The organism is Pseudanabaena sp. Chao 1811 (assembly GCF_027942295.1).
Classification (GTDB): domain Bacteria; phylum Cyanobacteriota; class Cyanobacteriia; order Pseudanabaenales; family Pseudanabaenaceae; genus Pseudanabaena.
Window position 1 is genome coordinate 3,048,846 of record NZ_CP101416.1, and the last position, 24,168, is coordinate 3,073,013.

The 24,168-nt window shown below is 43.3% G+C and carries 17 protein-coding genes; 13 read left to right on the plus strand and 4 right to left on the minus strand.

What is annotated here, in order from left to right:
• Positions 1-108 precede the first annotated feature (108 nt).
• The gene (gene remA / locus NMG48_RS14060; protein WP_009629073.1) at positions 109-369 is read right to left on the minus strand and encodes an extracellular matrix/biofilm regulator RemA; all 261 of its coding nucleotides are present in this window, start codon (positions 367-369) and stop codon (positions 109-111) included.
• Positions 370-924: 555 nt separating this feature from the next.
• Between remA and trxB the strand changes: the two genes are divergently transcribed.
• From trxB to NMG48_RS14105, 9 genes are all read left to right on the plus strand, one after another.
• Complete coding sequence (gene trxB, locus NMG48_RS14065) at positions 925-1,893, plus strand: thioredoxin-disulfide reductase (protein ID WP_271252144.1); 969 nt, start codon at positions 925-927, stop codon at positions 1,891-1,893.
• A gap of 193 nt (positions 1,894-2,086) precedes the next feature.
• On the plus strand, positions 2,087-3,313 hold the full coding sequence (gene trpB / locus NMG48_RS14070) for a tryptophan synthase subunit beta (protein WP_271252145.1): 1,227 nt from the start codon (positions 2,087-2,089) through the stop codon (positions 3,311-3,313).
• 205 nt (positions 3,314-3,518) lie between these two features.
• Positions 3,519-4,355 (plus strand): zinc-dependent peptidase, encoded by an 837-nt coding sequence (locus NMG48_RS14075; RefSeq protein ID WP_271252146.1) that lies wholly within the window; start codon positions 3,519-3,521, stop codon positions 4,353-4,355.
• 238 nt (positions 4,356-4,593) lie between these two features.
• Positions 4,594-5,694 carry a pentapeptide repeat-containing protein gene (locus tag NMG48_RS14080; RefSeq protein ID WP_441339175.1) on the plus strand — a complete coding sequence of 367 codons (1,101 nt, stop codon included), beginning with the start codon at positions 4,594-4,596 and terminating at the stop codon, positions 5,692-5,694.
• A 46-nt stretch (positions 5,695-5,740) separates the two neighbouring features.
• Positions 5,741-6,070: a hypothetical protein gene (locus NMG48_RS14085; RefSeq protein WP_271252147.1), complete on the plus strand. Its 330-nt coding sequence runs from the start codon at positions 5,741-5,743 to the stop codon at positions 6,068-6,070.
• A 294-nt stretch (positions 6,071-6,364) separates the two neighbouring features.
• Positions 6,365-9,835, plus strand: a complete 3,471-nt coding sequence (locus tag NMG48_RS14090; RefSeq protein ID WP_271252148.1) for a pre-peptidase C-terminal domain-containing protein — start codon at positions 6,365-6,367, stop codon at positions 9,833-9,835.
• Between the two features lie 744 nt (positions 9,836-10,579).
• The gene (locus NMG48_RS14095) at positions 10,580-11,308 is read left to right on the plus strand and encodes a peptidylprolyl isomerase (protein ID WP_271252149.1); all 729 of its coding nucleotides are present in this window, start codon (positions 10,580-10,582) and stop codon (positions 11,306-11,308) included.
• Between the two features lie 132 nt (positions 11,309-11,440).
• Positions 11,441-14,392 carry a peptidase domain-containing ABC transporter gene (locus NMG48_RS14100; RefSeq protein ID WP_271252150.1) on the plus strand — a complete coding sequence of 984 codons (2,952 nt, stop codon included), beginning with the start codon at positions 11,441-11,443 and terminating at the stop codon, positions 14,390-14,392.
• A gap of 85 nt (positions 14,393-14,477) precedes the next feature.
• On the plus strand, positions 14,478-16,031 hold the full coding sequence (locus tag NMG48_RS14105; protein ID WP_271252151.1) for an HlyD family efflux transporter periplasmic adaptor subunit: 1,554 nt from the start codon (positions 14,478-14,480) through the stop codon (positions 16,029-16,031).
• A 169-nt stretch (positions 16,032-16,200) separates the two neighbouring features.
• On the opposite strand, the gene NMG48_RS14110 is transcribed toward NMG48_RS14105, so the two are convergent.
• A complete protein-coding gene (locus tag NMG48_RS14110) occupies positions 16,201-16,722 on the minus strand; it encodes a heme-binding protein (RefSeq protein WP_271252152.1) in 522 nt (173 codons plus the stop codon).
• Position 16,723: 1 nt separating this feature from the next.
• Positions 16,724-18,187, minus strand: coding sequence for a chromosomal replication initiator protein DnaA (dnaA, locus tag NMG48_RS14115; RefSeq protein ID WP_271252153.1), 1,464 nt, complete (start codon positions 18,185-18,187; stop codon positions 16,724-16,726).
• Between the two features lie 76 nt (positions 18,188-18,263).
• On the opposite strand from dnaA, the gene pdxA reads away from it, so the two are divergent.
• Positions 18,264-19,334, plus strand: a complete 1,071-nt coding sequence (pdxA, locus tag NMG48_RS14120; RefSeq protein ID WP_271252154.1) for a 4-hydroxythreonine-4-phosphate dehydrogenase PdxA — start codon at positions 18,264-18,266, stop codon at positions 19,332-19,334.
• A 67-nt stretch (positions 19,335-19,401) separates the two neighbouring features.
• Here the strand turns inward: pdxA and rplI are convergent, their stop codons facing one another.
• A complete protein-coding gene (rplI, locus tag NMG48_RS14125) occupies positions 19,402-19,863 on the minus strand; it encodes a 50S ribosomal protein L9 (RefSeq protein ID WP_271252155.1) in 462 nt (153 codons plus the stop codon).
• Positions 19,864-20,127: 264 nt separating this feature from the next.
• Between rplI and NMG48_RS14130 the strand changes: the two genes are divergently transcribed.
• The 3 genes from NMG48_RS14130 (at position 20,128) to NMG48_RS14140 (ending at position 24,078) form a co-directional block, all read left to right on the plus strand.
• Positions 20,128-21,213 (plus strand): FecR domain-containing protein, encoded by a 1,086-nt coding sequence (locus NMG48_RS14130; RefSeq protein ID WP_271252156.1) that lies wholly within the window; start codon positions 20,128-20,130, stop codon positions 21,211-21,213.
• Positions 21,214-21,373: 160 nt separating this feature from the next.
• Positions 21,374-22,486, plus strand: coding sequence for a ligand-binding sensor domain-containing protein (locus tag NMG48_RS14135; protein ID WP_271252157.1), 1,113 nt, complete (start codon positions 21,374-21,376; stop codon positions 22,484-22,486).
• A 107-nt stretch (positions 22,487-22,593) separates the two neighbouring features.
• A complete protein-coding gene (locus tag NMG48_RS14140) occupies positions 22,594-24,078 on the plus strand; it encodes a cyclic nucleotide-binding domain-containing protein (RefSeq protein WP_271252158.1) in 1,485 nt (494 codons plus the stop codon).
• Positions 24,079-24,168 lie beyond the last annotated feature (90 nt).

The following is a 24,168-nucleotide window of genomic DNA, read 5'->3' on the forward strand; positions in this document are numbered from 1 at the left end:
TAGGCAAAATGCAACCCGCTATATGCTTATTTTGGGCATAAATTGCTGTAAATACTTGAGATTAAGCGAAATTAAGGCTCCTCAACTATTAAGGAGCCTTAGTTTCGTTTAATCCGTTGCGCCTTCTTTACTAATTACAAAGCGATTGGCAACGGTTTCAGGTTGAATTGCGGATAAAACGACATGACTAGAATCGGTGACAATTACAGCTCTAGTCCGCCTACCATAGGTTGCATCAACCAACTTACCGTGCTCACGCGCGTCGCTAATAATACGCTTAATCGGGGCAGATTCAGGACTAACGATCGCCACAACTCGGTTCGCGGAAACAATATTGCCAAAGCCAATGTTGATGAGCTTGATATCCATAATTTTATCGACCTAAAATCGATTTAGAGGTAATGTAGCTTCATTTTTGCAAGTATTATTGCATTGTCCTACAAAAATCGACTAGCTACGATATATTTTGTCATGTATAGCAGCTATACAGATTGTCTCCAGATTAGGAACATATACTTAGTAATTTTTTTTATGGCAGATGACAAATGAGTAAATACTTAATTTGTCTTAATTTGTGATTGATGTGATCAAGTAGTTCTGTATAGTTAAAGTCCAAAATCGGAGCTTGGATCGCCCACTACGCAAACGATATAAGATGCTAGGACTGAAGCTTGCTTATACCTAGCTACTTATTTATGAAATGAACAAATAAATCAGTTGCAGTATAGGTTGAGGAGCTTTTGTTTGATGGTGGGTAAAATAGATTCCCCTATAAATTCACAATAAGCTTTCTTAAATTTATTATCGAGAATCATTATAAATCTATTTCTTTGATCTAAACTCGAAATTCTAGAACCTCGGTTGTGGTGATAACGAATTCACATCACCGCAATAGAGGTTTTGCCATTTTAGAACGAAAAGATTATGTCAGATACGATCGCACCTTCTTCTGTTCAAGACAATGTTAGAGATGTCGTGATAATTGGTTCAGGTCCCGCAGGCTATACTGCTGCCATCTATGCTGGACGTGCCAATCTCCATCCACTAGTATTTGAGGGATTTCAAAAAGGGGGGATTGCTGGTGGGCAATTGATGACCACGACCGAAGTAGAAAACTTTCCCGGATTTCCCACTGGGATAATGGGACCTCAATTGATGATGCAGATGAAGGAGCAAGCGAGTAATTGTGGTGCAGAGTTGGTGATGGAAGATGTGGTTGCTGTAGATTTTAGCGATCGCCCCTTTACTATCAAATCCTCATCACGTTCAGTGCAAGCCCATAGCGTGATTATCGCCACAGGTGCGACGGCGAAAAGACTCCATTTGCCAAGCGAAACAAAATATTGGAATCGAGGAATTTCCGCCTGTGCAGTCTGTGATGGGGCAGCTCCTATCTTTCGGGGCGTGGAATTAGCGGTGGTTGGTGGCGGTGATACGGCAGTTGAAGAAGCCATTTTCTTAACTAAATATGGCTCAAAGGTACATTTATTAGTACGCAGCGATCGCTTGAGAGCTAGCAAAGTTATGCAGGAGCGCATCTTCAAGCATCCTAAAATTACTGTGCATTGGCATTCTCTTCCTGTTGATGTCTATGGCGAAGAGATTGTACAGGGAGTTAAGATTCGTGATGCGATCACTAATGAAGAACGTGATTTAGCTGTGGGGGGACTTTTTTATGCGATCGGGCATACACCGAATACAGAATTATTTACAGGACAGATAGAACTTGATCCGACGGGTTACATCATTACTAAAGGAAAATCAACAGCCACAAATATTGAAGGTGTTTATGCCTGTGGGGATGTCCAAGACCATGAATATCGCCAAGCAATTACTGCTGCTGGGACAGGATGTATGGCGGCTTTAGAAGTTGAACGTTGGCTTTCTAAGTAGCTAGGCAATAGAATCAAAAGCTATAGCGCACGCGCAGCGCGCGCTATAGCTGAGCAAGATAAACTCACAATTTGCCAGAGAGTCCGGACAGGGACAAGATAAAACCAAGCAAATTTGTTATTCTAGCTACAGTGCCATAAGCACACCAACCAAGATTTAATAGTAGCTAACTCACCAGTCAAGACTCACCGCAATGACCACAACGCCGATCGCTCCCAAAACAAACCCCACTCTCACCAATCGTCCTGACGCATTAGGACGGTTTGGCATTTTTGGTGGCAAATATGTCCCCGAAACCCTAATGAGCGCTCTTACTGAGCTAGAAACCGCTTTTTATCATTATAAAAATGATCCAGATTTTAACAACGAGCTAGACGGCTATTTGCGGGACTATGTGGGCAGACCTAGCCCTCTATACTTTGCGGAGCGATTGACACAGCACTATGGCACGGCCCAAATTTATCTCAAGCGCGAAGACCTCAACCACACAGGCGCACATAAAATCAACAATGCCCTTGCCCAAGTCCTCCTCGCCATCCGTATGGGGAAAAAGCGCGTAATTGCTGAGACAGGCGCAGGACAGCATGGAGTCGCTACTGCTACAGTTTGCGCTCGCTTTGGATTGGACTGTGTGATTTATATGGGTGTACAGGACATGGAGCGCCAAGCCCTCAACGTCTTCCGCATGAAGCTTATGGGCGCAGAAGTGCGTCCTGTCGAAGCGGGAACTGGCACACTCAAAGATGCCACCTCTGAGGCAATTCGTGACTGGGTAACAAATGTAGTCGATACCCATTACATTCTCGGTTCCGTTGCAGGTCCTCATCCCTATCCGATGATTGTGCGTGATTTCCATGCTGTAATTGGCAAAGAAAGCCGCCGTCAGAGCCAAGAGAAATGGGGTGGCTTACCAGATATTCTGCTTGCCTGTGTTGGTGGTGGTTCCAATGCGATGGGGCTATTCCATGAATTCGTTGATGAGCCTTCCGTTCGCTTGATCGGTGTAGAAGCGGCAGGCAAAGGTACAAATACCGAATTTCACGCCGCAACCTTGACCCTTGGACGTGTGGGTGTGCTACATGGCGCAATGAGCTATCTATTGCAAGATGAGCAAGGACAGGTACAAGAAGCCCATTCTATTAGCGCAGGTTTGGATTACCCCGGTGTAGGTCCTGAGCATAGTTATCTCAAGGATCTTGGTCGTGCGGAGTACTATAGCGTCACCGATCAAGAAGCTCTAGATGCGTTTCAACGCCTATCTCGTTTAGAAGGAATTATTCCTGCGTTGGAAACATCCCATGCGATCGCCTATCTCGAAACCCTCTGTCCACAGTTAACTCCCGATCAGCGAATCATCATTAACTGCTCTGGGCGTGGGGATAAGGATGTAAATACCGTCATTCAACATTTACATCTCTAAGTAGTTTAAGAGCAACCTTTTGGGTTTCTCTTAAATAAACGTGAGTTCACAATACTGCCATTTGCGAGGCGCGAAGCGCCTCGCAAATGGCGGAAAATGGTAAAAATCGCTAAGCGATTTTTACCATTTTCCGCCTTCGTCGAACTGACGTTAAATAAAGCTACAAAAGATTTAGGCATGAAAACGTTTATTCAGTTTACCTACTGTGCTTTCTGCCAGAGTTCTCGCAACTATTTTCTCTATTGTCGTCAGTGCGATCGCTGTTGGCATTCTAACTTATCCTTTTTGGGTTAAGTTACGCCGCGATCGCCTCATCGCAAAACCATTTCCTAAGCATTGGTTAGATATTGTCGAGAGCAATGTTGCTATTTATCACTATCTCTCCGTTGAGCAGCAACAACAATTACAAGGCTATATTCAAATATTTCTCAAGGAAAAGCAATTTATTGGCTGTTTGGGTTTACAAGTCACCGAAGAGATGAAGGTCACGATCGCCGCGATCGCCTGTTTATTACTATTTAGCGATCGCAAAACTTACTTCCCAAATTTGCGTTCCATTCTGATTTATCCCCATGCCTATATTGTTAACGAAACAGTAATCACCGATCTTTACGTGGTTGAAGAAAGAAGAGTTGCAAGGTTAGGTGAATCATGGACTAAGGATCAATTAATTCTCTCTTGGGAACAGGTCAGTCAGGACTTACTTAATTGGCAAGATGGACATAACGTGATCCTCCATGAATTCGCACATCAACTCGATCAAGAAGATGGACAAGCAGAAGGTGTACCAATTCTATCAAGGAAATTGGATTATGCTGTATGGGCAAAGGTAATGACAGCCGAGTATTTGCAATTATGCGATCAAGTAGAACGTAATCAAAAGACAGTAATGGATAGCTATGGAGCAACAAATCCTGCGGAGTTTTTTGCCGTAGCAACGGAAACCTTTTTTGAAAAGTCTAAACAGTTAAATCAAAAGCATCAGCCTCTTTACGAACTTCTAAAGAGACACTATCGACTTGATCCTTTGCAATGGCTCTAATCCACACAGTAAATTTTTGGGGTAGTCCTAAATAGGTAAGGATGGACGGCGCGAAGCGCCGCCCATCCTTAACAAAATAAATCTTTTACTTTCTAGTACTACCATTTTTTTGAAAAGACTGCTTTGTAGGCTTTTCAAAAAATTTATTTAAAGTCTACTATATTATAAAATCTATGGGGGCAAATGCAGCCTTCATCGAAATTCTCATCAAATTTAGCAGATTAACTAGTTAAATAGATTGGCTCTACCGAATTCTCGACTTAAAGCATTTTGCTTAATCATTGCCACCATCGCGACAATTGTGGCGATCGCCGCAATGTATTTAGAACATGATGAATTGGTGTATGTCAGTCTTGGCGTGATCTCTGTGATCGTCTTACCAATTCTCTTACCACCATTACTGACGACAATCATCAATTCGCCATTAGGAAAGCATTGGGATATTACCTTATCTAGTGTTATCGCGGGGATTGCCGTGCTAGTTTCTGCCCATGTCACCCAATTTGATGCGGCTTTTATCCGATGGTTTGACAGCCTTAAATGGGAAGCTTTAGGGGCGGTAGGACAAATTTTAATTGCAGTTTTAGCGGTTTGGGTGGCATGGCGACAAAATCAAATTTCAGAAAGTTTAACAGGGCAGCAAAATGTCATTACCCAACAGCAAACCATTGATGCCTATTTTCAAGGGATTTCTGATCTAGTTCTCGATCCCCAAGGTCAATTGGAAGACTGGCCCTTGGAAAGAGCGATCGCTCAAGCGAGAACCGCAGCATTACTGGGGGGCTGCGATGCCGATGGACGTGCCAAAATTGTCCGCTTTCTATCCAGTGCCAATTTACTAACTCCCCTCAAGCGTGATGGATTGCTGGGTCGTCCGATCCTTGATGGGACTGGCGGCTATGTCGTTGATCTTGCCAATGGTGTGCGGGTAGTGAATTTAGGAACTATGTTGGCAGGTCGTGATATTGGTAATACTGATTTGCGAAATGCCGATTTAAGCGGAGCTAACTTACTCAAAGCGAATTTCAATAATTGTGATCTTACAGGTGCGAACTTTGGCGGTGCAATCTTGGCTAAGGCAAATCTGCGTGGTACAGATCTCAGTCGCGTCAAGATGTTTTACGGCAAGTTAGAAACTGCGACTCCCCGCGATCGCCTCCATGCACCAAATTTCGAGACAGGAGAATATACAGGCGCAGTTGTGGAAGATGCCGACTTTAGTAAAGCGATCGACCTATCGGAAGAAACTCGCTGCTATCTATGTGCTTGGTGTGGTAAAAAATCTCGTAAAACTATCCCTGGAGGCTGCGAAGATGTACCAAATCGATTGGGACGTTAAAGATATTAATAGTTCACGGAATAAACTATTGCCTATATTATTTCCTATGAGAAAGAGAAACTTAGCGATCGCCACTTTTATCGGTTTCCAGATCGCCACTCTATCAGTTCCCAATCAAATATTTGCGGAAAACAAGTCTCCATCTCTACAAGAAGATGCTCCCGAAGAAGTTCTGCGTGCAGAAATTTATACCGATGCGCGATCGCCGATTGATGGAAAACAACTATCCGCTGCCGAGTATACCGAACTCATGGAAAAAATGCGATCGCTCGACAATATCCCTCCCGAAGACCTAGTTTCACCTAAAGTCCGAGAAGTAATTGATTTACTAAAGTTGCGTAAATTCCTCCGTCAATTTATTCCATTTATTCCCTAAGCTGCCAGAACTTGAGAATATTCAGGAATAATTAATCAAGCACCTAAATCAGGTGCTTGAGTTGAAAAAAACACAGAAATTCATATAACTTTTGGATAACTTTTTAGGGTTTACTTCTAAATATTTTGTGGTAACTTAATAAAAAGTTCGGCTACAACACAAAACAGAAAATAACGGTCAGCAACAACAAACTCAAACTTATAACTGTTGTGCACTGGGGGGACGTTCTAGTCTGTATGTTGCTAGCCTAACAGGTCGGGGTTACACCATTTAAACTAATAGGGAATAAACACTATGTCTGGCAGTCAGAATACAGGCTCAACCTTTGGTTTGAGCAGTGGGGGTGATGCTTCAATTTTTGGAACAAATCAGCTTCCAGATGTCTTAGGTTTAGTTAGGGAAAGGCTTCAGCAAGCGGCAAGTAACTCCGACCTGTTCGCGCAGGTTTTTGGAGATAAAGCAAATACGGCTGAACTGCAAGCAGTGCGATCGCAGTGGTCTGTAGGCGATTTTAGCCAATTACCTGCCATCCAAATTCTTTCAGCAGCCAACACTAATGGCGCTTTTGGACTATATGCTCATGATACTCAAACAGTTTATCTATCTGACTCGCTATTTCAAGCAAATGCTGCATCAACTAATTCCTTATTCGGAGCAGCAGGCGTTTTAATTGAAGAAACTTTTCATTGGCTAGATGATCGTGTAGGAACTGACACCAAAGGAGATGAGGGAGAACTGGCTCGAAATTTGGTGTTTGGGGCTAATCTTAACAGCACTGAATTAGCGCGTATTAGAGCGGAAAATGACAGTGGGATTATTGTGCTGAATGGTCAATCTATCTCTGTTGAGATGAATGATACGTTGGCAACTGCTGAAAATTTAGGTAGTCTTAATACAGCTTGTTATTATAAAAGTGGCTGGGTAGCTAATTATGTTCCCAACGACTATTATCGTTTTCAAATTAGTAATACCACTCAACTTAACTTGAATTTATCTAATTTAAGTTCTGATGTTGATCTGTATCTCTTAAATGCTAATGGTTCTATTATTACTTCTTCTATTAGATCTGGTACATCTAATGAGAATATTTCATATCAATTGAGTGCTGGCACTTACTATATTCAAGTTCGTCAATTCAGTGGCAGTAGCAATTATAACTTGAGTATAGATTCGACAGTCACACCTCCTGACTATGCTGGGAACAGTACAAGTTCTGCTCGTTACATTGGTACTTTAGGCACAAGCAACGCTAATTATGGTGATTGGGTAGGTAGTGTTGATACTAATGACTACTATCGTTTCGACCTTAATGGCACTCGCAACTTGCGTTTGAGTTTAACAGGCTTAACTGCTGATGCTGATGTTCAGATATTGAATAGTGCTGGTGCTGTAATTGGTAGTTCTGGGGCTAGCGGAACAAACTCAGAAGCGATTAATCTGGATAACTTGGCAGCAGGAACCTATTATGCAAGGGTTTATCGTTTCAGTGGCGATACCAATTACACATTGGGTTTAAGAGGAGAGATTCCTGCACCTCCTGACTATGCTGGGAACAGTACAAGTTCTGCTCGTTACATTGGTACTTTAGGCACAAGCAACGCTAATTATGGTGATTGGGTAGGTAGTGTTGATACTAATGACTACTATCGTTTCGACCTTAATGGCACTCGCAACTTGCGTTTGAGTTTAACAGGCTTAACTGCTGATGCTGATGTTCAGATATTGAATAGTGCTGGTGCTGTAATTGGTAGTTCTGGGGCTAGCGGAACAAACTCAGAAGCGATTAATCTGGATAACTTGGCAGCAGGAACCTATTATGCAAGGGTTTATCGTTTTAGTGGCGATACCAATTACACATTGGGTTTAAGAGGAGAGATTCCTGCACCTCCTGACTATGCTGGGAACAGTACAAGTTCTGCTCGTTACATTGGTACTTTAGGCACAAGCAACGCTAATTATGGTGATTGGGTAGGTAGTGTTGATACTAATGACTACTATCGTTTCGACCTTAATGGCACTCGCAACTTGCGTTTGAGTTTAACAGGCTTAACTGCTGATGCTGATGTTCAGATATTGAATAGTGCTGGTGCTGTAATTGGTAGTTCTGGGGCTAGCGGAACAAACTCAGAAGCGATTAATCTGGATAACTTGGCAGCAGGAACCTATTATGCAAGGGTTTATCGTTTTAGTGGCGATACCAATTACACATTGGGTTTAAGAGGAGAGATTCCTGCACCTCCTGACTATGCTGGGAACAGTACAAGTTCTGCTCGTTACATTGGTACTTTAGGCACAAGCAACGCTAATTATGGTGATTGGGTAGGTAGTGTTGATACTAATGACTACTATCGTTTCGACCTTAATGGCACTCGCAACTTGCGTTTGAGTTTAACAGGCTTAACTGCTGATGCTGATGTTCAGATATTGAATAGTGCTGGTGCTGTAATTGGTAGTTCTGGGGCTAGCGGAACAAACTCAGAAGCGATTAATCTGGATAACTTGGCAGCAGGAACCTATTATGCAAGGGTTTATCGTTTCAGTGGCGATACCAATTACACATTGGGTTTAAGAGGAGAGATTCCTGCACCTCCTGACTATGCTGGAAATTCCATAGGTGCGGCTCGTAATATTGGTACTTTAGGCACAACCAACTCTAATTTTAGTGATTGGGTAGGTAGTGCTGATACTAATGACTACTATCGTTTCGACCTTAATAGCACTCGCAATTTGCGCTTAAGTCTAACAGGCTTGACTGCTGATGCTGATGTTGAAGTACTTAATAGTTCTGGCACAGTTGTCGGTTATTCTCGCTTAGGTGGGACAAGTTCAGAAACAGCTAATATTAATAATTTAGGAGCAGGAACTTACTACGCGCGAGTTTCTGCTTTCAGTGGATTGAATACTAATTACAATCTCAGCCTGAGAGGTGAGATTCCTGATCGCGTTCAGACGAGCTTAGGATGGACTAATGGTGGAGTAGAAAGACATCTTACTTTTCAGCGTATTAACAGTCCAGGATTCATTGAAAATAAACCAACATGGTTAGTTATTCATGGATGGAATGGTGAAGCAGGAAACTTCAATGACTTAGCATCTGCTATTGAAGAATATGATGGAATTCGTGGAGGTGGTAACGAGCAAGTTCTAACTGTTGATTGGAGTGCAGCAAGAACAGGTGGAACATCTCTAAATGCTGCCGCAGGATGGATCGATACCGTAGGGGAATCTATCAAGAATATGATCCAAGCTTGGGGAATTTCAGCATCTAATATTAACATTGTTGGACATAGCTTAGGTGCTTATGTAGCTTATGAAGTGGCTGAGCGACTCAACGGAATTAATCGGCTTGTAGCATTAAACCCTGCTACTACTACTGCTGGTGGTTATGACTTAAATCAGGTTAATTTCAGTCGGTACTCTACATGGTCATGGGCTTTTTGGCACAATAATACAACTGATGGTGGCAATCAAGCCGTGACTGCTGACGAGTCTTTTGTACTAGACCTGCCTTTTGCAAATGTTTCTGAAGGTCATGGCGCAGCTAAAGTACTGTGGACAAATATGCTTAGAGATAGAAACGGTTCAACTAGTTCAATCAATCAATACTTTGGTCTTGAAGACATGACAAGCACTGCCAATAAACCATGGGGACAAAGATCTGGCTGGGAGGCTAGAATTCGTACAAGAGATAACCGAAATGGAATTGGAGATCCAGATTGGGTAGCAACTGGATGGACTGATCCTGGCTTTGTAAATATTGGTTAATAGATTAGTTCGGTAGGTTTCATTAAGGTAATGTAATGCACGCAAATCTTTTTCATACTAATTATTTGTGCATTACACCACTTTTCAAATAAGCGAGGTACAGAGGTTTGTTTCCCCGCAGCATTCGAGAAACAAACCCGTACTTCCCTAGACTGGAAAACGCTATATACTCCGCTAACACGTACTATTAGATTAAATACGATAACAGGATAATTGTTTGATTTGAGATTTAGATGGTATTTGCCCTTCGAGTTTAAAAACTTGAGAGATGATTTGTGTGATATGAGAGGAGATTATTTGTTTTTGATGGAATGAAGGGCTTACTTTTCACGGCATCTTTTTTATTTCAGTGCAACCATCAATATTCCTAACGTTACAAGCCTTATTCTACCGTTGCACATTGTCATTAAGTAAAACTTATTGCAAATATACTTGTTTTAAAAACCCTTGTATATAGAGTATTTTAGAGATGTCTAACAGCAATCTCTAGTTTCGTGAAACGAATCGAAAAATCATTGGTTTGTAGAGTGAGGGGCGATCGTTGTTTGATAGGTGAGATCGGATCGTTGATTTACGGTGTGAAGAGGCGTTCGTTTCGTTGGGGGAGATCGCTTTTTGAAGGGGTAATGTGGTGATCGCTATTTGATTTAAAATTAGGAGTGATCGCTTTTCATTTTAAATAGAAGTCTCAATCAATAAAAGCTGATAATATTATGAGGGAAAGTACTAAGACTTCAGATAAATATGCAAGCAGTAGAAATTAATGGTGGTAAATTTCGGGCAGAAATATTGGTTGAGAAATTGGTTACTTATGGCATGATGCCGCAATTGGTTAGGGAAATGACCCTCGATCGCGTGACATCTGACATATCACTTACTCCCGAAGAGCAGAAAACTGCCCATCAACAGGCTTTTCAACAATTAGGAATTGATGCAGATGAAAAGCTGAGGGTATGGCTAAAACAGCAAGGGATGACCCTTATCGATTTAGAAAAGCGAGCCGAAAAATCGTTGAAGTTAGCTAAGTTTAAACAGGAAACATGGGGAGGTAAAGTTAATTCTATTTTTTTAGAACGCAAAAAACAACTAGATCGCGTTATTTACTCGCTAATTTGTACTAAAGATTTTTGTATTGCTCAGGAACTATACTTTCGGATTAAAGAAGGAGAGCAATCCTTTGATGAACTAGCAAGGGAATACTCACAAGGTCCAGAATCACAAACGGGAGGATTGATTGGACCTGTAGAAATTGGTTCAATTCACCCTAATTTAGCAACGATGTTGATTGCTAGTGATATTGGACAAGTACAACCTCCGACTATGATTGGTGATTGGATTGTGGTGGTGAGACTTGAGAAGTTGTTGCCAGCAATTCTTGATGAAGCAATGCAACGACGGTTAATAGATGAAGGCTTTAGTAAATGGTTAGAAGAAAATGTGGCGCAACAAATGGCAACATTTGTGAGGGTATAAATTAACAATAGTTGAAGGTTCTAGTTATTTAACAACACTTTACGTCAAAATATGGCAGGATTAGGTCGTAAAAAATTTACCTTTTCCTAAAAAGCTAGAGCATTACATCAAAATCGTTTCACAAACGTTTGTATGACATCTATAACACCTCCTATTCAAGACTTTCTCGCCCTTGTACCAGAGCTACAAACGGTCGATCGCCTGACTTTAAAAGAATTAAGTGAACGAGTTCAGCCTTTACGCTATCGCATGGGACAAGTGATTTTGCGCCGAGAAACAATGCCAGCGCAGATCTTATTTTTGATGGAGGGACAAGCAAGGTTACTGGGACAAGTTCCTAAAACAACATCGCCGAATACTTTAGAGATTCTCAAGCCGAATGCGGTCATGGGTTGGGTAAGTTTAATTCGTAATGTACCTTGTGAAACGGTAATTGCTTCTGTAGAAAGTACTTGTTTAGCATTAGAAGCATCAGACTTTTGGCAATTTTGCGATCGCGATCCTGCTTTTAAAGCTGCTTTTACCAATAAAGTGGGCTTGATCGAAGTATTTGACCTCCTTGCCGCAGAAATGTCTCGGCGGGCGCAGATTCCTGCCAATTTAGCACAGCTAGCGCGTGAAGCATTACCAGAGGCATCGGTGATGACCTTGGCAGCAGGTAAAATGCCATTGTCTAAACTTGATCGCGAGTGTGTATGGCTAGTTAGTGGTAGTGGTCATTTAGGTATACCTGTGGGTAGTCGCATTGAGTCGGTAAATGATAATGACTTCCTTGAAGTTCCACAGGATGGGAATGTTCGTTTAATCGGTTTGCGAGATAATTTTGCGATCAAAGTAGAAGTAGTGGAGGAAATGCCAGTACTAACCGCTCTAGATATTCCCTATGCTCCTGAATTACCGACGGTTGGAGAGAGGGCTGAGCCTAAAGGTACTGATTATCCATATTTTTATGGTCGAGGTCCCGTTGATGCTTCCCTTGCTTGCTTCCAAATGTTGGCGAGGTATTGGCAAATTCCTTTTTATCGCCATGTAGTCAAGCGTGCCATTGATAGTCAATTTGCCCGATCACCTAAATTATCATTACAGCTATGTGGGGCGATCGCGGAACTGATGGGCTTAAATGGACAGCTCCTATCGATCCCCGCTAGCTCGATCTCCCAAGTGCCAACACCTGCTTTATTACCTTGGCAAGATACCTTTGCGGTACTTTACAAGGCTAGCGATCGTGAACTGGTTTTAGGTATTCCTGAACAAGGGATCGTTACTAAAAAAACGGCTCAATTTGCCGATCTTTGGGGCGATTCAGGACAAATTTTATTAGTGCAACCAACCAAGGATACACCCCAACAAAAGTTTGGTTTATCGTGGTTTTTACCATCCCTCAAGCGCTATCAGAATACTCTTATCACCGTATTAGTTGCCTCCTTCTTTGTGCAACTATTAGGGCTGGCAAACCCTTTGATCACACAGGTAATTATTGATAAGGTAATTATCCAAAATGCCCCTGCAACGCTGAATACTCTGGGTATTCTCCTTGTGACGATTTCTATATTTGAAGCAGTCATTAGTGCCTTACGAACCTATCTCTTTGTCAATACCACCAACCGTATCGATTTAACCCTTGGTTCCGAAACTATCGATCACCTAGTGCGATTACCTCTGCGCTATTTTGAAAAGCGATCGGTTGGGGAACTATCTAGCCGCATTGGTGAGCTAGAGAATATTCGCCAATTTCTTACAGGAACTGCCCTGACTGTCGTTTTGGATGCAGTTTTTTCCGTGATTTATATCGTTGTCATGATTTGCTATAGCTGGTTGTTGACCCTAGTAGCGCTAGGAACAGTTCCATTATTCGCCTTGCTCACGTTTATTGTGTCGCCAATTATTCGGGGACAATTGCGAACTAAAGCAGAACGCAATGCCACTACACAATCCTATCTTGTGGAAGTCGTTTCAGGGATTCAAACAGTTAAGGCTCAAAGCATTGAGTTAAAGGCACGGTGGGAATGGCAACGTCGCTATGCTCGTTATGTTTCCGCAGGTTTTAAGAACGTTGTGACTTCCACCACTGCGGGATCAACCAGTCAATTTCTCAATCAATTGTCCAACTTACTGCTGCTCTGGGTCGGAGCCTACCTAGTACTTGCTAATAAATTAAGTCTTGGCGAGTTAATCGCTTTTCGGATTATTGCAGGCTATACAACAACACCACTATTGCGATTGATTCAGCTTTGGCAGAACTTCCAAGAGACTGCGCTCTCCCTTGAACGCCTGAGTGACATTATCAATCACCCTCAAGAGCAGGAAGAAGCAGGTCGTCGTAATATCCCGATGCCCGCGATTATGGGCGCAGTCAGATATGAGAATGTCCATTTTCGCTTTGTTCCAAATGGCAATCTCCAACTAAATAACGTCAGCTTAGAAGTTCCTGCGGGTAAGTTTGTTGGGGTTGTGGGGGCTAGTGGTGCGGGTAAGAGTACCCTCACGAAGCTCCTATCGCGGCTATACGAGCCAGAATCAGGACGTATTCTCGTTGATGATTATGATGTTAGTAAAGTGGAACTTTATTCCCTGCGTCGTCAGATTGGCGTAGTTCTACAGGACACTTTGCTCTTTGATGGTACGGTTCAAGAAAATATTGCGCTGACTAATCCTGATGCCACGCCCGAAGAAATTACGGAAGCAGCAAGGGTGGCTTGCGCCCATGAATTCATTATGCAGCTACCTCAAGGTTATGAATCACGGGTGGGTGAGCGTGGGGCAGCCCTCTCAGGGGGGCAAAGACAAAGGATTGCGATCGCTCGTACAGTATTGCAAAAGCCGCAATTACTAATCTTAGATGAGGCAACTAGCGCTTTGGACTACAATACCGAGCGTCAAGTCTGTCTCAACCTTGCCGAAGAATTTCGCGGGCGTACCGTCTTTTTTATCACCCATCGCCTTGCAACAATCCATAGCGCTGACCTAATTTTGGTAATGGATGCGGGACGAGTTGCGGAACAGGGAACCCATCCTGATTTGATGGCAAAACGGGAGAGATATTACACGCTTTATCGCCAACAAGAGGCAGCAGGTGAATCATGATTGATAAGTTACTGATAGAAAGCGAACACCACAAAGCACCATAAGAATTCTTAAATAGGTTTTAGTAGATACAGGTGAAGTGATTATGACTGATGTAAATGTGAAAGCTGTAAATAACGGTTCGAGTCCAGAAGCCAATCGTCTCCAATCTGACGGATCTAATGAAGACAACGAGGGCAAGGCTTCTGAGACTAAAGCTCAGGCTTTTGATCAGCCCCTAGTCCTACGTCAATCACCAAAATGGACTCAGGCAATTTTATGGACTCTGCTAGGTTCTGTTACCTTTGGACTAATTTGGGCTTCGATCGCGAAAATCGAAGAGTCAGTACCAGCCCAAGGCAAGTTAGAACCACAGGGGACGGTCAAAGAAGTCAAAGCGCCTGCCAGTGGTGTACTTAAGGAAATTTTGGTTAAGGATGGCGAACGGGTCGTTGAGGGGCAAGTCCTATTACGCATTGATGCCACTGCGGCAAAAGCTCAGCTTGAATCCTTGCAGAAACTGCGCCAGAACCTCCAAGAAGAAAATCAGTTTTATCGATCTGTTCTCAATGGCGATCGCGCACCAATTACCACTAAAAAAGCTGTAGCTGTCCCTGCCGAACTATTAGCATTAGCCCGTAACCGTGAGGCGCTTGTTTCGGAATCACAACTCTATCGAATGCAGCTTAATGGTGGTGGAGCCGATCTTTCGGGCGATCAGAGGGATCGACTCAGAGCGAATCAATCGGAACTAAGTTCGCGATCGCAAGCGGCGGAGGCGAGTATCTTACAAACGATTGAACAGCTTAACCAAACTCAAACGAAACGGCTTGGTCGGCAAGAATCTCTAGCGATCAATAAAAGGATTCTTGATGGCATTAAAAGCGCCTTTGATGAGGGGGCAATCGCACGGATTCAGTATCTCAAACAACAGGAAGAAGTTAAGAATACTGAGTCAGAAATCCGTCAACTGCAACAGGAAGAAATGCGTCTTAGGGCAGCGATCGCAGAAGGGCGATCGCGACTTAATAACACCTTTGACACTACTCGCAAAGAATTGACAGTGCAAATTGCTGACAATACCAAACGAATTGCCGAAATCGATAGTCAGCTTACTAAGGCCTTAGTCGATAACAGCAAACGTCTTGCCGAAGTTGAGGGGCAGATCAGCCAAGCGGCTGTCACCCTAAAATATCAAGAGTTACGCGCTCCTGTTTCAGGCACGGTTTTTGAGCTAAAAGCAGGGCTAGGCTATGTGGCGAATACTAACGCTTCTGAAAGTGTTCTTAAAATAGTTCCCGACGATCAATTGGTTGCCAAAATATTTATCACTAACCAAGATATAGGCTTTGTTAGAGAAGGAATGCCCGTTGATGTGCGGTTAGATTCTTTCCCTTTTAGCGAATTTGGTGATATTAAAGGCAAACTCGTTTGGATTGGTTCCGATGCGCTTCCTCCCGATCAAGCTAATCCGACCTATCGATTTCCTGCCAAAGTTCAGATTGAGAAACAAGCCATCAAAATCAATGAGAATAGGAAAATTAATTTGCAGTCGGGGATGTCTTTAACTGCCAATATTAAAATCCGCGATCGCACGGTTATTAGTCTCTTTACTGATTTCTTCTTCAAGAATACCGAAAGCCTAAAATATGTCCGCTAAAAGAAAAGAGTTGCCTTGCAACTCTTTTCTATGCGGTGCATAGCCTCAATATTAAAGTGAGTTCGATAATGCCATTTGCGCGGCGCGGCGCGCCGCGCAAATGACGGAAAATGGTAAAAATCGCTTAGCGATTTTTACCATTTTCCGCTTTCGTCGAACTGGCGTAATATTAAATAGAACGAATGGGGATTTGGACTTCGCGCCGCTTGAGGGGGGCTGGTGTATAGGGAGAATCATAGAGAAATTCCCTTGGTTCCCCTGCGATCGCATATTCAGGATGCTTGGCTAGCCATTCCTTTAACTTGGCGATATGTCCTTGATAGCTCTCATAGCCATAGGCTCCCTGCAATCCCAAACTCACAACTAACATCAGTGGATGATCTTCCACTTGAATATCTGATGATATTTGCTGAGGACTAATGCCATTATTGTTGTACAAGAAAGACACCTTCGCTTTACCCCTTTGCACTGGCTGATCGATAGTCTCACTGGGATAACGAGCTTCCACAGGTGTTGTCATCGCAATATTGTTACTACTGATATGCCGAAATAGTGGATTGAAAGCATAACCAGTTGCTTCACTCAAATTGCCCTCATAGGTATATGTCCCTGAGCGATAGGCAGGATATTGCTTTACTTCGATGATGCCGTGAGGTGTGGGTGCGGGAAAGCCGACGGGGAGAGAAGACATATTAATTTTTAGATTGGGCTATGAAGTAAATGCGATCGCTTAACTGTCTTAATAGCTGAGCAATATCGCCATCGGTAGATTGTAGTTGGGCGACCTTTTCGCAGCTATACATCACCGTTGTATGGTCTTTACCACCAACGGCTTCACCGATTTTGGGAAGACTGAGATTGGTATGTTGGCGCATTAAGTACATTACATATTGACGCGCTTGGCTGATTTCACGGCGACGGGAATTGCCTAAGAGATCGGCTAAATCGATATTTAGCATTTCCGTCACCACACTCAAAACCATCTCGGCGGAGACTTCCACAGGTTCCTTGGGAGGATTGAGAACGGGTGCGACATTTTCTACCGTCATTGGTAAGCCTGAAATGGAAATATAGGCAACGGTTCGCACTAAGGCTCCCTCCAATTCACGAATGTTGGAGGTATAGCTAGCTGCAATGTAATGCAGTACATCAGCAGGAATTTTAAGATTGTCGTATTCGGCTTTTTTCTGCAAAATTGCCATACGGGTTTCTAAATCAGGAACCTGAATGTCGGCAATTAATCCCATCGAGAAGCGCGAACATAGGCGCTCTTGTAAACGGGGTATTTGAGCAGGTGGGCGATCGCTTGCCAGCACAATTTGTTTACCCGCTTCATAGAGAGTGTTAAAAGTATGGAAAAACTCCTCTTGGGTATATTCCTTGCCCTCAATGAATTGAATATCATCGACGATCAGCATATCGATCTCGCGGTATAACTCCCGAAATCTCTGCATACTATCCTTGCGAATCGCGGCAATCAGATCATTAGTGAATTGCTCTGTGGACACATAGGCAATCCTTGCCCTCGGTTCGATTTCCAGATGGTAATGGGCGATCGCTTGCATGAGATGAGTTTTACCTAAGCCCACACCGCCGCAGAGAAATAAGGGATTAAATTCGCGTCCGGGGGACTCAGATACAGCTAAGGCGGCGGCATGAGCCATGCGATTGGTAGAACCAACCACAAAGCGATTGAAATTGTACTTAGGATTGAGATTATTATGGCGTGGCGAGCTATGGCTACTCTCAATCTGCGGATCGCTTTGTACCTTGGTAGTAGGAATTGATGCTGCCATCGCCTGCACGGTTTCGGTAGCGATCGCCGTTTCCAAGAGGCTCTCTTGATTGCCTTCCCCCTCGGTTACCTCATCATCGGGCTGACCACTGGGGGGCGCACCACTGGGATCGGCGACAATATAGACCTCGACGGGATAGCCTAAAATTTCGGTGACAGCATCGGTAATGTTTTGAAAATAATATTTATGCAACCAATTTTTAGCAAAAAGTGATGGCGTGCGAATCGTCAAGCGATCAGATGTCAGCTCATCAGCCACAACAGTCTTGATCCATCCTTCATATGTAGGGCGGCTAAGTTGGCTTTCAAGAAGTTCAAGGACTTGATTCCAGAGTGTTTCTAAGGAAATATCAACAGACATTGTTGGTGGTGGTCAAGAGGGCTAACAGCGAATTACGATCTTATCGTGTGTACTAAATTTTTGGAGAATTACTTAAGTGAACATTCTGCGGCATTCATCTTGGAAATCTAAACCCCGAATAGCTCTCACTATAGGTGATCCCGCAGGAATTGGAACGGAAATCATTCTAAAATCTCTTGCCGATCACAATTTACTTGCCCTAGATGCTGAGTTCACAGTGTTTGGCGATTGCCGATATCTGTTGGAAACCTATAAATTATTAAAAAACTTAAAAGATCATCATAGGGCGATCGCCGATCCCAATCATTTAGAGATTATGGATATTTGCACCGATGGCGAAATTTCTCTAGGTGTTGGCAATCGTGAAAGTGGGGCAGCAAGTTTTGCTTATCTTGATGCCGCGATCGCCCAAACTCTGCTGGGAAAATTCGATGCGATCGTCACCGCACCAATTGCCAAATCAGCATGGAAGCAAGCAGGACATGACTATGCGGGGCAAACTGAGTTATTGGCTGAACGTAGTCACATCGATGATTTTGGGATGCTATTTGTTGGCAAATCACCCCATACGGACTGGGTATTGCGAGCGCTATTAGCAACGGTACATATCCCTTTGGGCGAAGTGACCAAACAGCTTACACCTGAACTGATCGAGCAGAAATTAGAATTATTGCGCCGATCGCTATTACAGGACTTTGGGATCACCCATCCGCGCATTGCGATCGCGGGGATCAATCCCCATAGCGGCGAGCAGGGACAATTGGGGATCGAGGAACGCGACTGGCTGCAACCATTAATTGATCGCTATCGCCAACAGCACCCCAACGTCCAAATTACTAATCCGATCCCGCCCGACACCATGTGGGTTAACCCTGTCAAAGCTTGGCGCGATCGCGATCGGGTCGGACTTGGCTACGATGCCTATCTTGCTATGTATCACGACCAAGGTTTAATTCCTGTCAAACTTTTAGCCTTTGATCGGGCAGTGAATACCACGATTGGTTTACCCTTTGTGCGGACATCTCCCGATCATGGTACTGCCTTTGATATAGCAGGTAAGGGAATCGCCGATCCTGCGAGTACGATTGAAGCGATCGCTTTAGCGATCGAACTAGCCCAAATAAGGCAAAAAAATGCAAAAAAATAAACAAGGGGCTTCAGCCCCTTGTTTTATTAAATAAGGCGGCGCAAAGCGCCGCATCTTTGCAACTAAATTATTCAGGAACGACTTGAACTTTGATCGTTGCAGTAACTTCAGCATGAAGCTTGATCGACACATCGTAAGTACCTGTTTGATTAATTTCAGGAATTGTAATGTCGCGGTGATCGATTTCTAACATCGACTTAGCGGTGATCAATTGAGCAACTTCGCGATCGGTTACAGTACCGAAAATTGCATTACCTTCGCCAACTTTTTTCTTAATAATAAAGCCGCCAATGGTTGCGAGAGCGGTCTTACGGCTTTCAGCTTCCTGACGAATAGCGATTAAACGTTGACGCTCAACTTCTTTGCGTCTTTCAACTTCTTTAACAACACCTGCGGTTGCACGAATAGCTAAACCTTGAGGTATGAGGAAATTTTGAGCATAACCAGGCTTTACAGCTACTAAATCGCCAAGTTTACCTAATTTTGTAACATTTTTGGTCAGCATGACCTGCAAATTACTCTTTGCCATGTGCTTTTGACTCTTACTCGTTTAAAGATAGATTTACATCTATGGGGGGTGTGCCTTAGGTACAATCCCTCATAGATAATAATGAGAATTGCGGCTAACTATGGTCAAACAACAATGTTAGACCTAATATAGATACATTAGGATTTACGGTTTTAACCAGACTTCCTAGTATAGCGAAAAAACTGGCTTTGTAGACTCTACAAAAAATTTACGATGCAGCGATGGCAGTTACTTAAAATCTCTAGGCACTTTTGTAGACATTATGTGCCTCTTCTGGTCTTATTTCTAACAGCCACAACGCTGCCTAGTTGTACGATCAGTCAGCCCGCTAAGCCCTTTAGCTCTGAAGCTTTACCGACCGAAGCGATCGCCGAAATTAGCGAAATTCGCAGCTATCCAGTAAGGGTTAAGTATATTAACTCTACATCCGCAAGACCTGCAACTGTTGGTGTACCGCTCAAAGTCAACGAAAGTGTCAGCACCGAAGACTCCTCAACCGCACAAGTAACTTTAAAAAGTGGAGCCATTATTCGCATTGGTGGGAGTGCTAACCTCACCATCAAACCGCAAAACCAAGTGGAGTTTGATTCAGGACGTTTGGTAGCATGGGCTGCCAAAGATAGCAAAGCTCCTGCCCAAATCAAAACCTCCTTTGGCGAAATTTCTAGCAATGATGGAACTCTATATCTAGAAATCCCCGCTAAGGCTGCGGAAGATCGTCGTCTTATTGCCCTCGATGGCACTGTGACAGTCTTACTAAAAAGTACATCGGAAATAGTAACCATTGGCAAAGGAGAGGAAATTAGAATCAAAGCCGATGGTAAGGCAACTACCCCCAAACGTATTGATAAGGAAGGTATTGATAAGCGGATTGCTAATAATGCTCTGATTTTTGGATTTAGCACTCAGCTTGCTAGTCTGCCCCAAATCACCTCCGAATTTGGCGTTACGGCAACGGTCAAAGAAGCAAGCACAATCCAATTCCGACGATCTGACTTACCAAATAAGCCTAGTGAGCCTAAGTCCAAGCCTACTTACACTTCGGGTACAGCTAATAGCGATCGCCGAGAAGAGACTTATGATCGCAGACGTGAAGACTCTACAGCAACGAAACCAGCAGAACCTGCAACCACTGCTAAACCCAATAATGATCCAACACCGACGACAACTACTGCACCTGCGTCACCGACTCCTAGCAATCCCCAACCGACCCCAATCACAACTAATCCTTCGCCCAAACCTGTAGAACCTGCGCCACAACCTGCACCTCTAGAGCCACCACCACAGCCCGTGCAGCCTGAAATTCCTGCCCCTGAGCCACCACCTGTTGCTCCCAAACCTAAGAATTAGAAAAGGGGCGCAATGCGCCCCTTTTCTAATTTGTGGGGCAACCAACATAAAATGATTATTTCTTGTAATTTCTAGTAATTTTGATGTAGCGATCGCAATCTCTTGTGTTACCATCTGACGCTTAAAAGAGTTTAAACAGCGTCTAGAGATAATGGTCAAGATGTTTGCAGCCCCAAAAACGCCAAAATTAAATGTCTCAAATGCGATCACCAAAATAGGCTTAGCTTTAGCAGTAAACATAGCTAGCTGGTTAGCCCTGAGTTATAGCAGTACTAACAACGCTCAAGCCATAAATATCAAAAGTACTAACAATGAGCTAGTGAAGCAAGGAAATTTACTCTCACCATCTACAAGGGTAAATTCTCCGATTGCAAATAGACCATCATCAAGTTTCGATGGTCGCATTAGTGCCACCTTAATTGATAGTCGCGATCGCTTTTGGGTGGGAACTTGGCAAGGTTTGATTCAACTAGATCCGCGCACAGGTCGAGCGATCTCCTCTATATCTTTACCAAATTCTACCGTCACTGCTTTATTGGAGGATAACCGAGGCTATTTTTGGGTTGGTACAACTTCAGGCTTATATCAGATCAGCCCCAACTCAGGCAAAATTGAAAATATTGCGATTCAGCTATCCTCTAGTCGCATTTTGAGCTTAGCGATGGATCGCGCAGGTTTTATTTGGGTGGGAACCGATCAAGGCATTACCCGTATCAGTCCCTATAATGCTGAAACCTATGCGCGAATGCCCAATATTCCAGGGACAGCCGCTAATGTGATGCAGGTCGATCATGCTGGCAATATTTGGGTTGGTACATTAGATGGACTGTTTAAACTCAATCCCGGAACAGCGAAAATTACAGCAAGGATTCCCTTTGTATCTGGACAAATTGTGCAAGCTCTGGCTGTTGATCCGTCAGGGAAAATATGGGCAGGTACACCCCGCAATGTGATCGAAATTAATCCCAAAACCAATAAGGCGATCGCCCGAGTTAATCCCGTCACAGGTAGAGATATCGTCGCTCTAGCAAGTGATAAAACTGGCGAGTTGTGGATTGGCATGAGAGATGGGCTAGTCCTTGCCAATACTTACAATGGCGAAATTACCTCGTTTATCAATAATCTTCCCAATAGTTCTGTTCTCAATTTACTCATTAGCGATCGCGAAGTCTGGATTGGTACTTCGGGTGGATTAGGCAAAATCAATGCCAAACTCAAAACATCACAAATTCCCAACGCAACTGCGACAGTAGTTTATACAATACAGAAGTAGATCAAAAAAGCCTTACAAAAATTGTGGTAAGTATAGGTGGCGCAAAGCGCCGCCCATATTTACGCGCTATCATTTTTTTTGATTGTGTTGTGGAGAGTTAAGCGGCAATGGATGTTTTATTAGAAAAACTGCATGATATCTTCACAGCCCAAGTTTTAGATATTGGAGGAACTAAATTTTCGATCGCCTCGATCGCCATTTTGCTAGGACTGCTTGTCTTGGCATTTTTTATATCAAAGCTAATTAGTGAAACTCTCAGGCGATCGCTACTTAGAAAACTGCGGATCAATCGGGGGCTACAGGAAGCCATTACTGTATTTATTAAATACTTACTGATTACCCTTAGCTGCACAATCATTTTACAAACGGCTGGCGTTAACCTTAGTTCTCTAGCCGTAATTGCGGGAGTCATCGGGATCGGAATTGGCTTTGGTCTCCAAAATCTTTCCAGTAATTTTATCAGTGGCGTAGTATTACTATTTGAGCAAACTCTCAAGGTTGGCGATTATATTGAAATTGGTGAGCTGAAAGGTACTATCGAAAAAATATCCATTCGCTCCACAATTCTCCGCACCGATGATGATCTGTTCGTAATCGTTCCCAATCAACGCTTAATTGAGCATAACACCGTTAACTGGAGCTATGCAGGACATACTTGTCGCATCCATATTCCAATTACCGTAGCCTTAGATACCGATCTACTAGTTTTAACAGAAGCCTTACTCACCGCATCTCGCCACGAACCTCATGTATTACAGTCACCACCGTCAGAAGTCCGATTTCTCAAGTTTAATCGTGAAGCCCTCGAATTTGAACTGTTAGTCTGGATCGATCATCCTGACAACCATGAAGCAATCCGTAGCTCGCTTAACTTTCGGATTGCCTACGAAATTCGCGAAAGAGGTATCCAAATTCCGTTACCAACTAGAGAAATTGTAATTCGCAACCCTGAATTAATTCACGATATTTCTTCTCCCAATCTTTCTCGTAAACCCAAATTACGGCTCACACCAAATCAATCAACAATAGCAGTTACAAATCCTCTTGATGTATCTCCATCTACTGGGATCAATACAAGAAGCCTCCATGATTTATTGCGGAAAATATCTTACTTTGAACGCTGTACGGAAGTAGAACTATTTGCCTTAATCGCAAGGGGGTATCGCAAACAATTTGATATTAGTGAAGTGATTTGTCAAGAAAATGACCCCAGCGAAGAGTTTTATATTATTCTGTCTGGAGCCGTAGAAGTTTTCTCAGAGCGGAATAATCAGGCGATCGCGACATTAGGCGAGGGAGAGTTTTTTGGTGAAATCGCCTTATTAACTGGTACACCTCGAACAGCTAGTGTTCGCGCCCTATCATCGGATACAGTTCTATTTGTAGTCGAACGTCAGCAATTACAAAAACTCCTCAGCGAACATAAGGAGTTAGGCGAGCAAATCGCGTTGAAATTATCGGAGCGGCAGCAGATTTTGATTAGTCTCGGCTTACTCAACGAAGAAGAATTGCAAAGATCTCAACATGCCGCATTATCATGGGTACGCGATCGCCTCAATGCGATCTTTGGAATTAATTTAGGTAAGAGCTGAGTCAGGATATAGGATACAGATAAAATCTTGAAAGTCTTGCAAAGTAAGGCTTTCAAGATTTTATCTGTATCTCTATAAAGTGGCGATCAC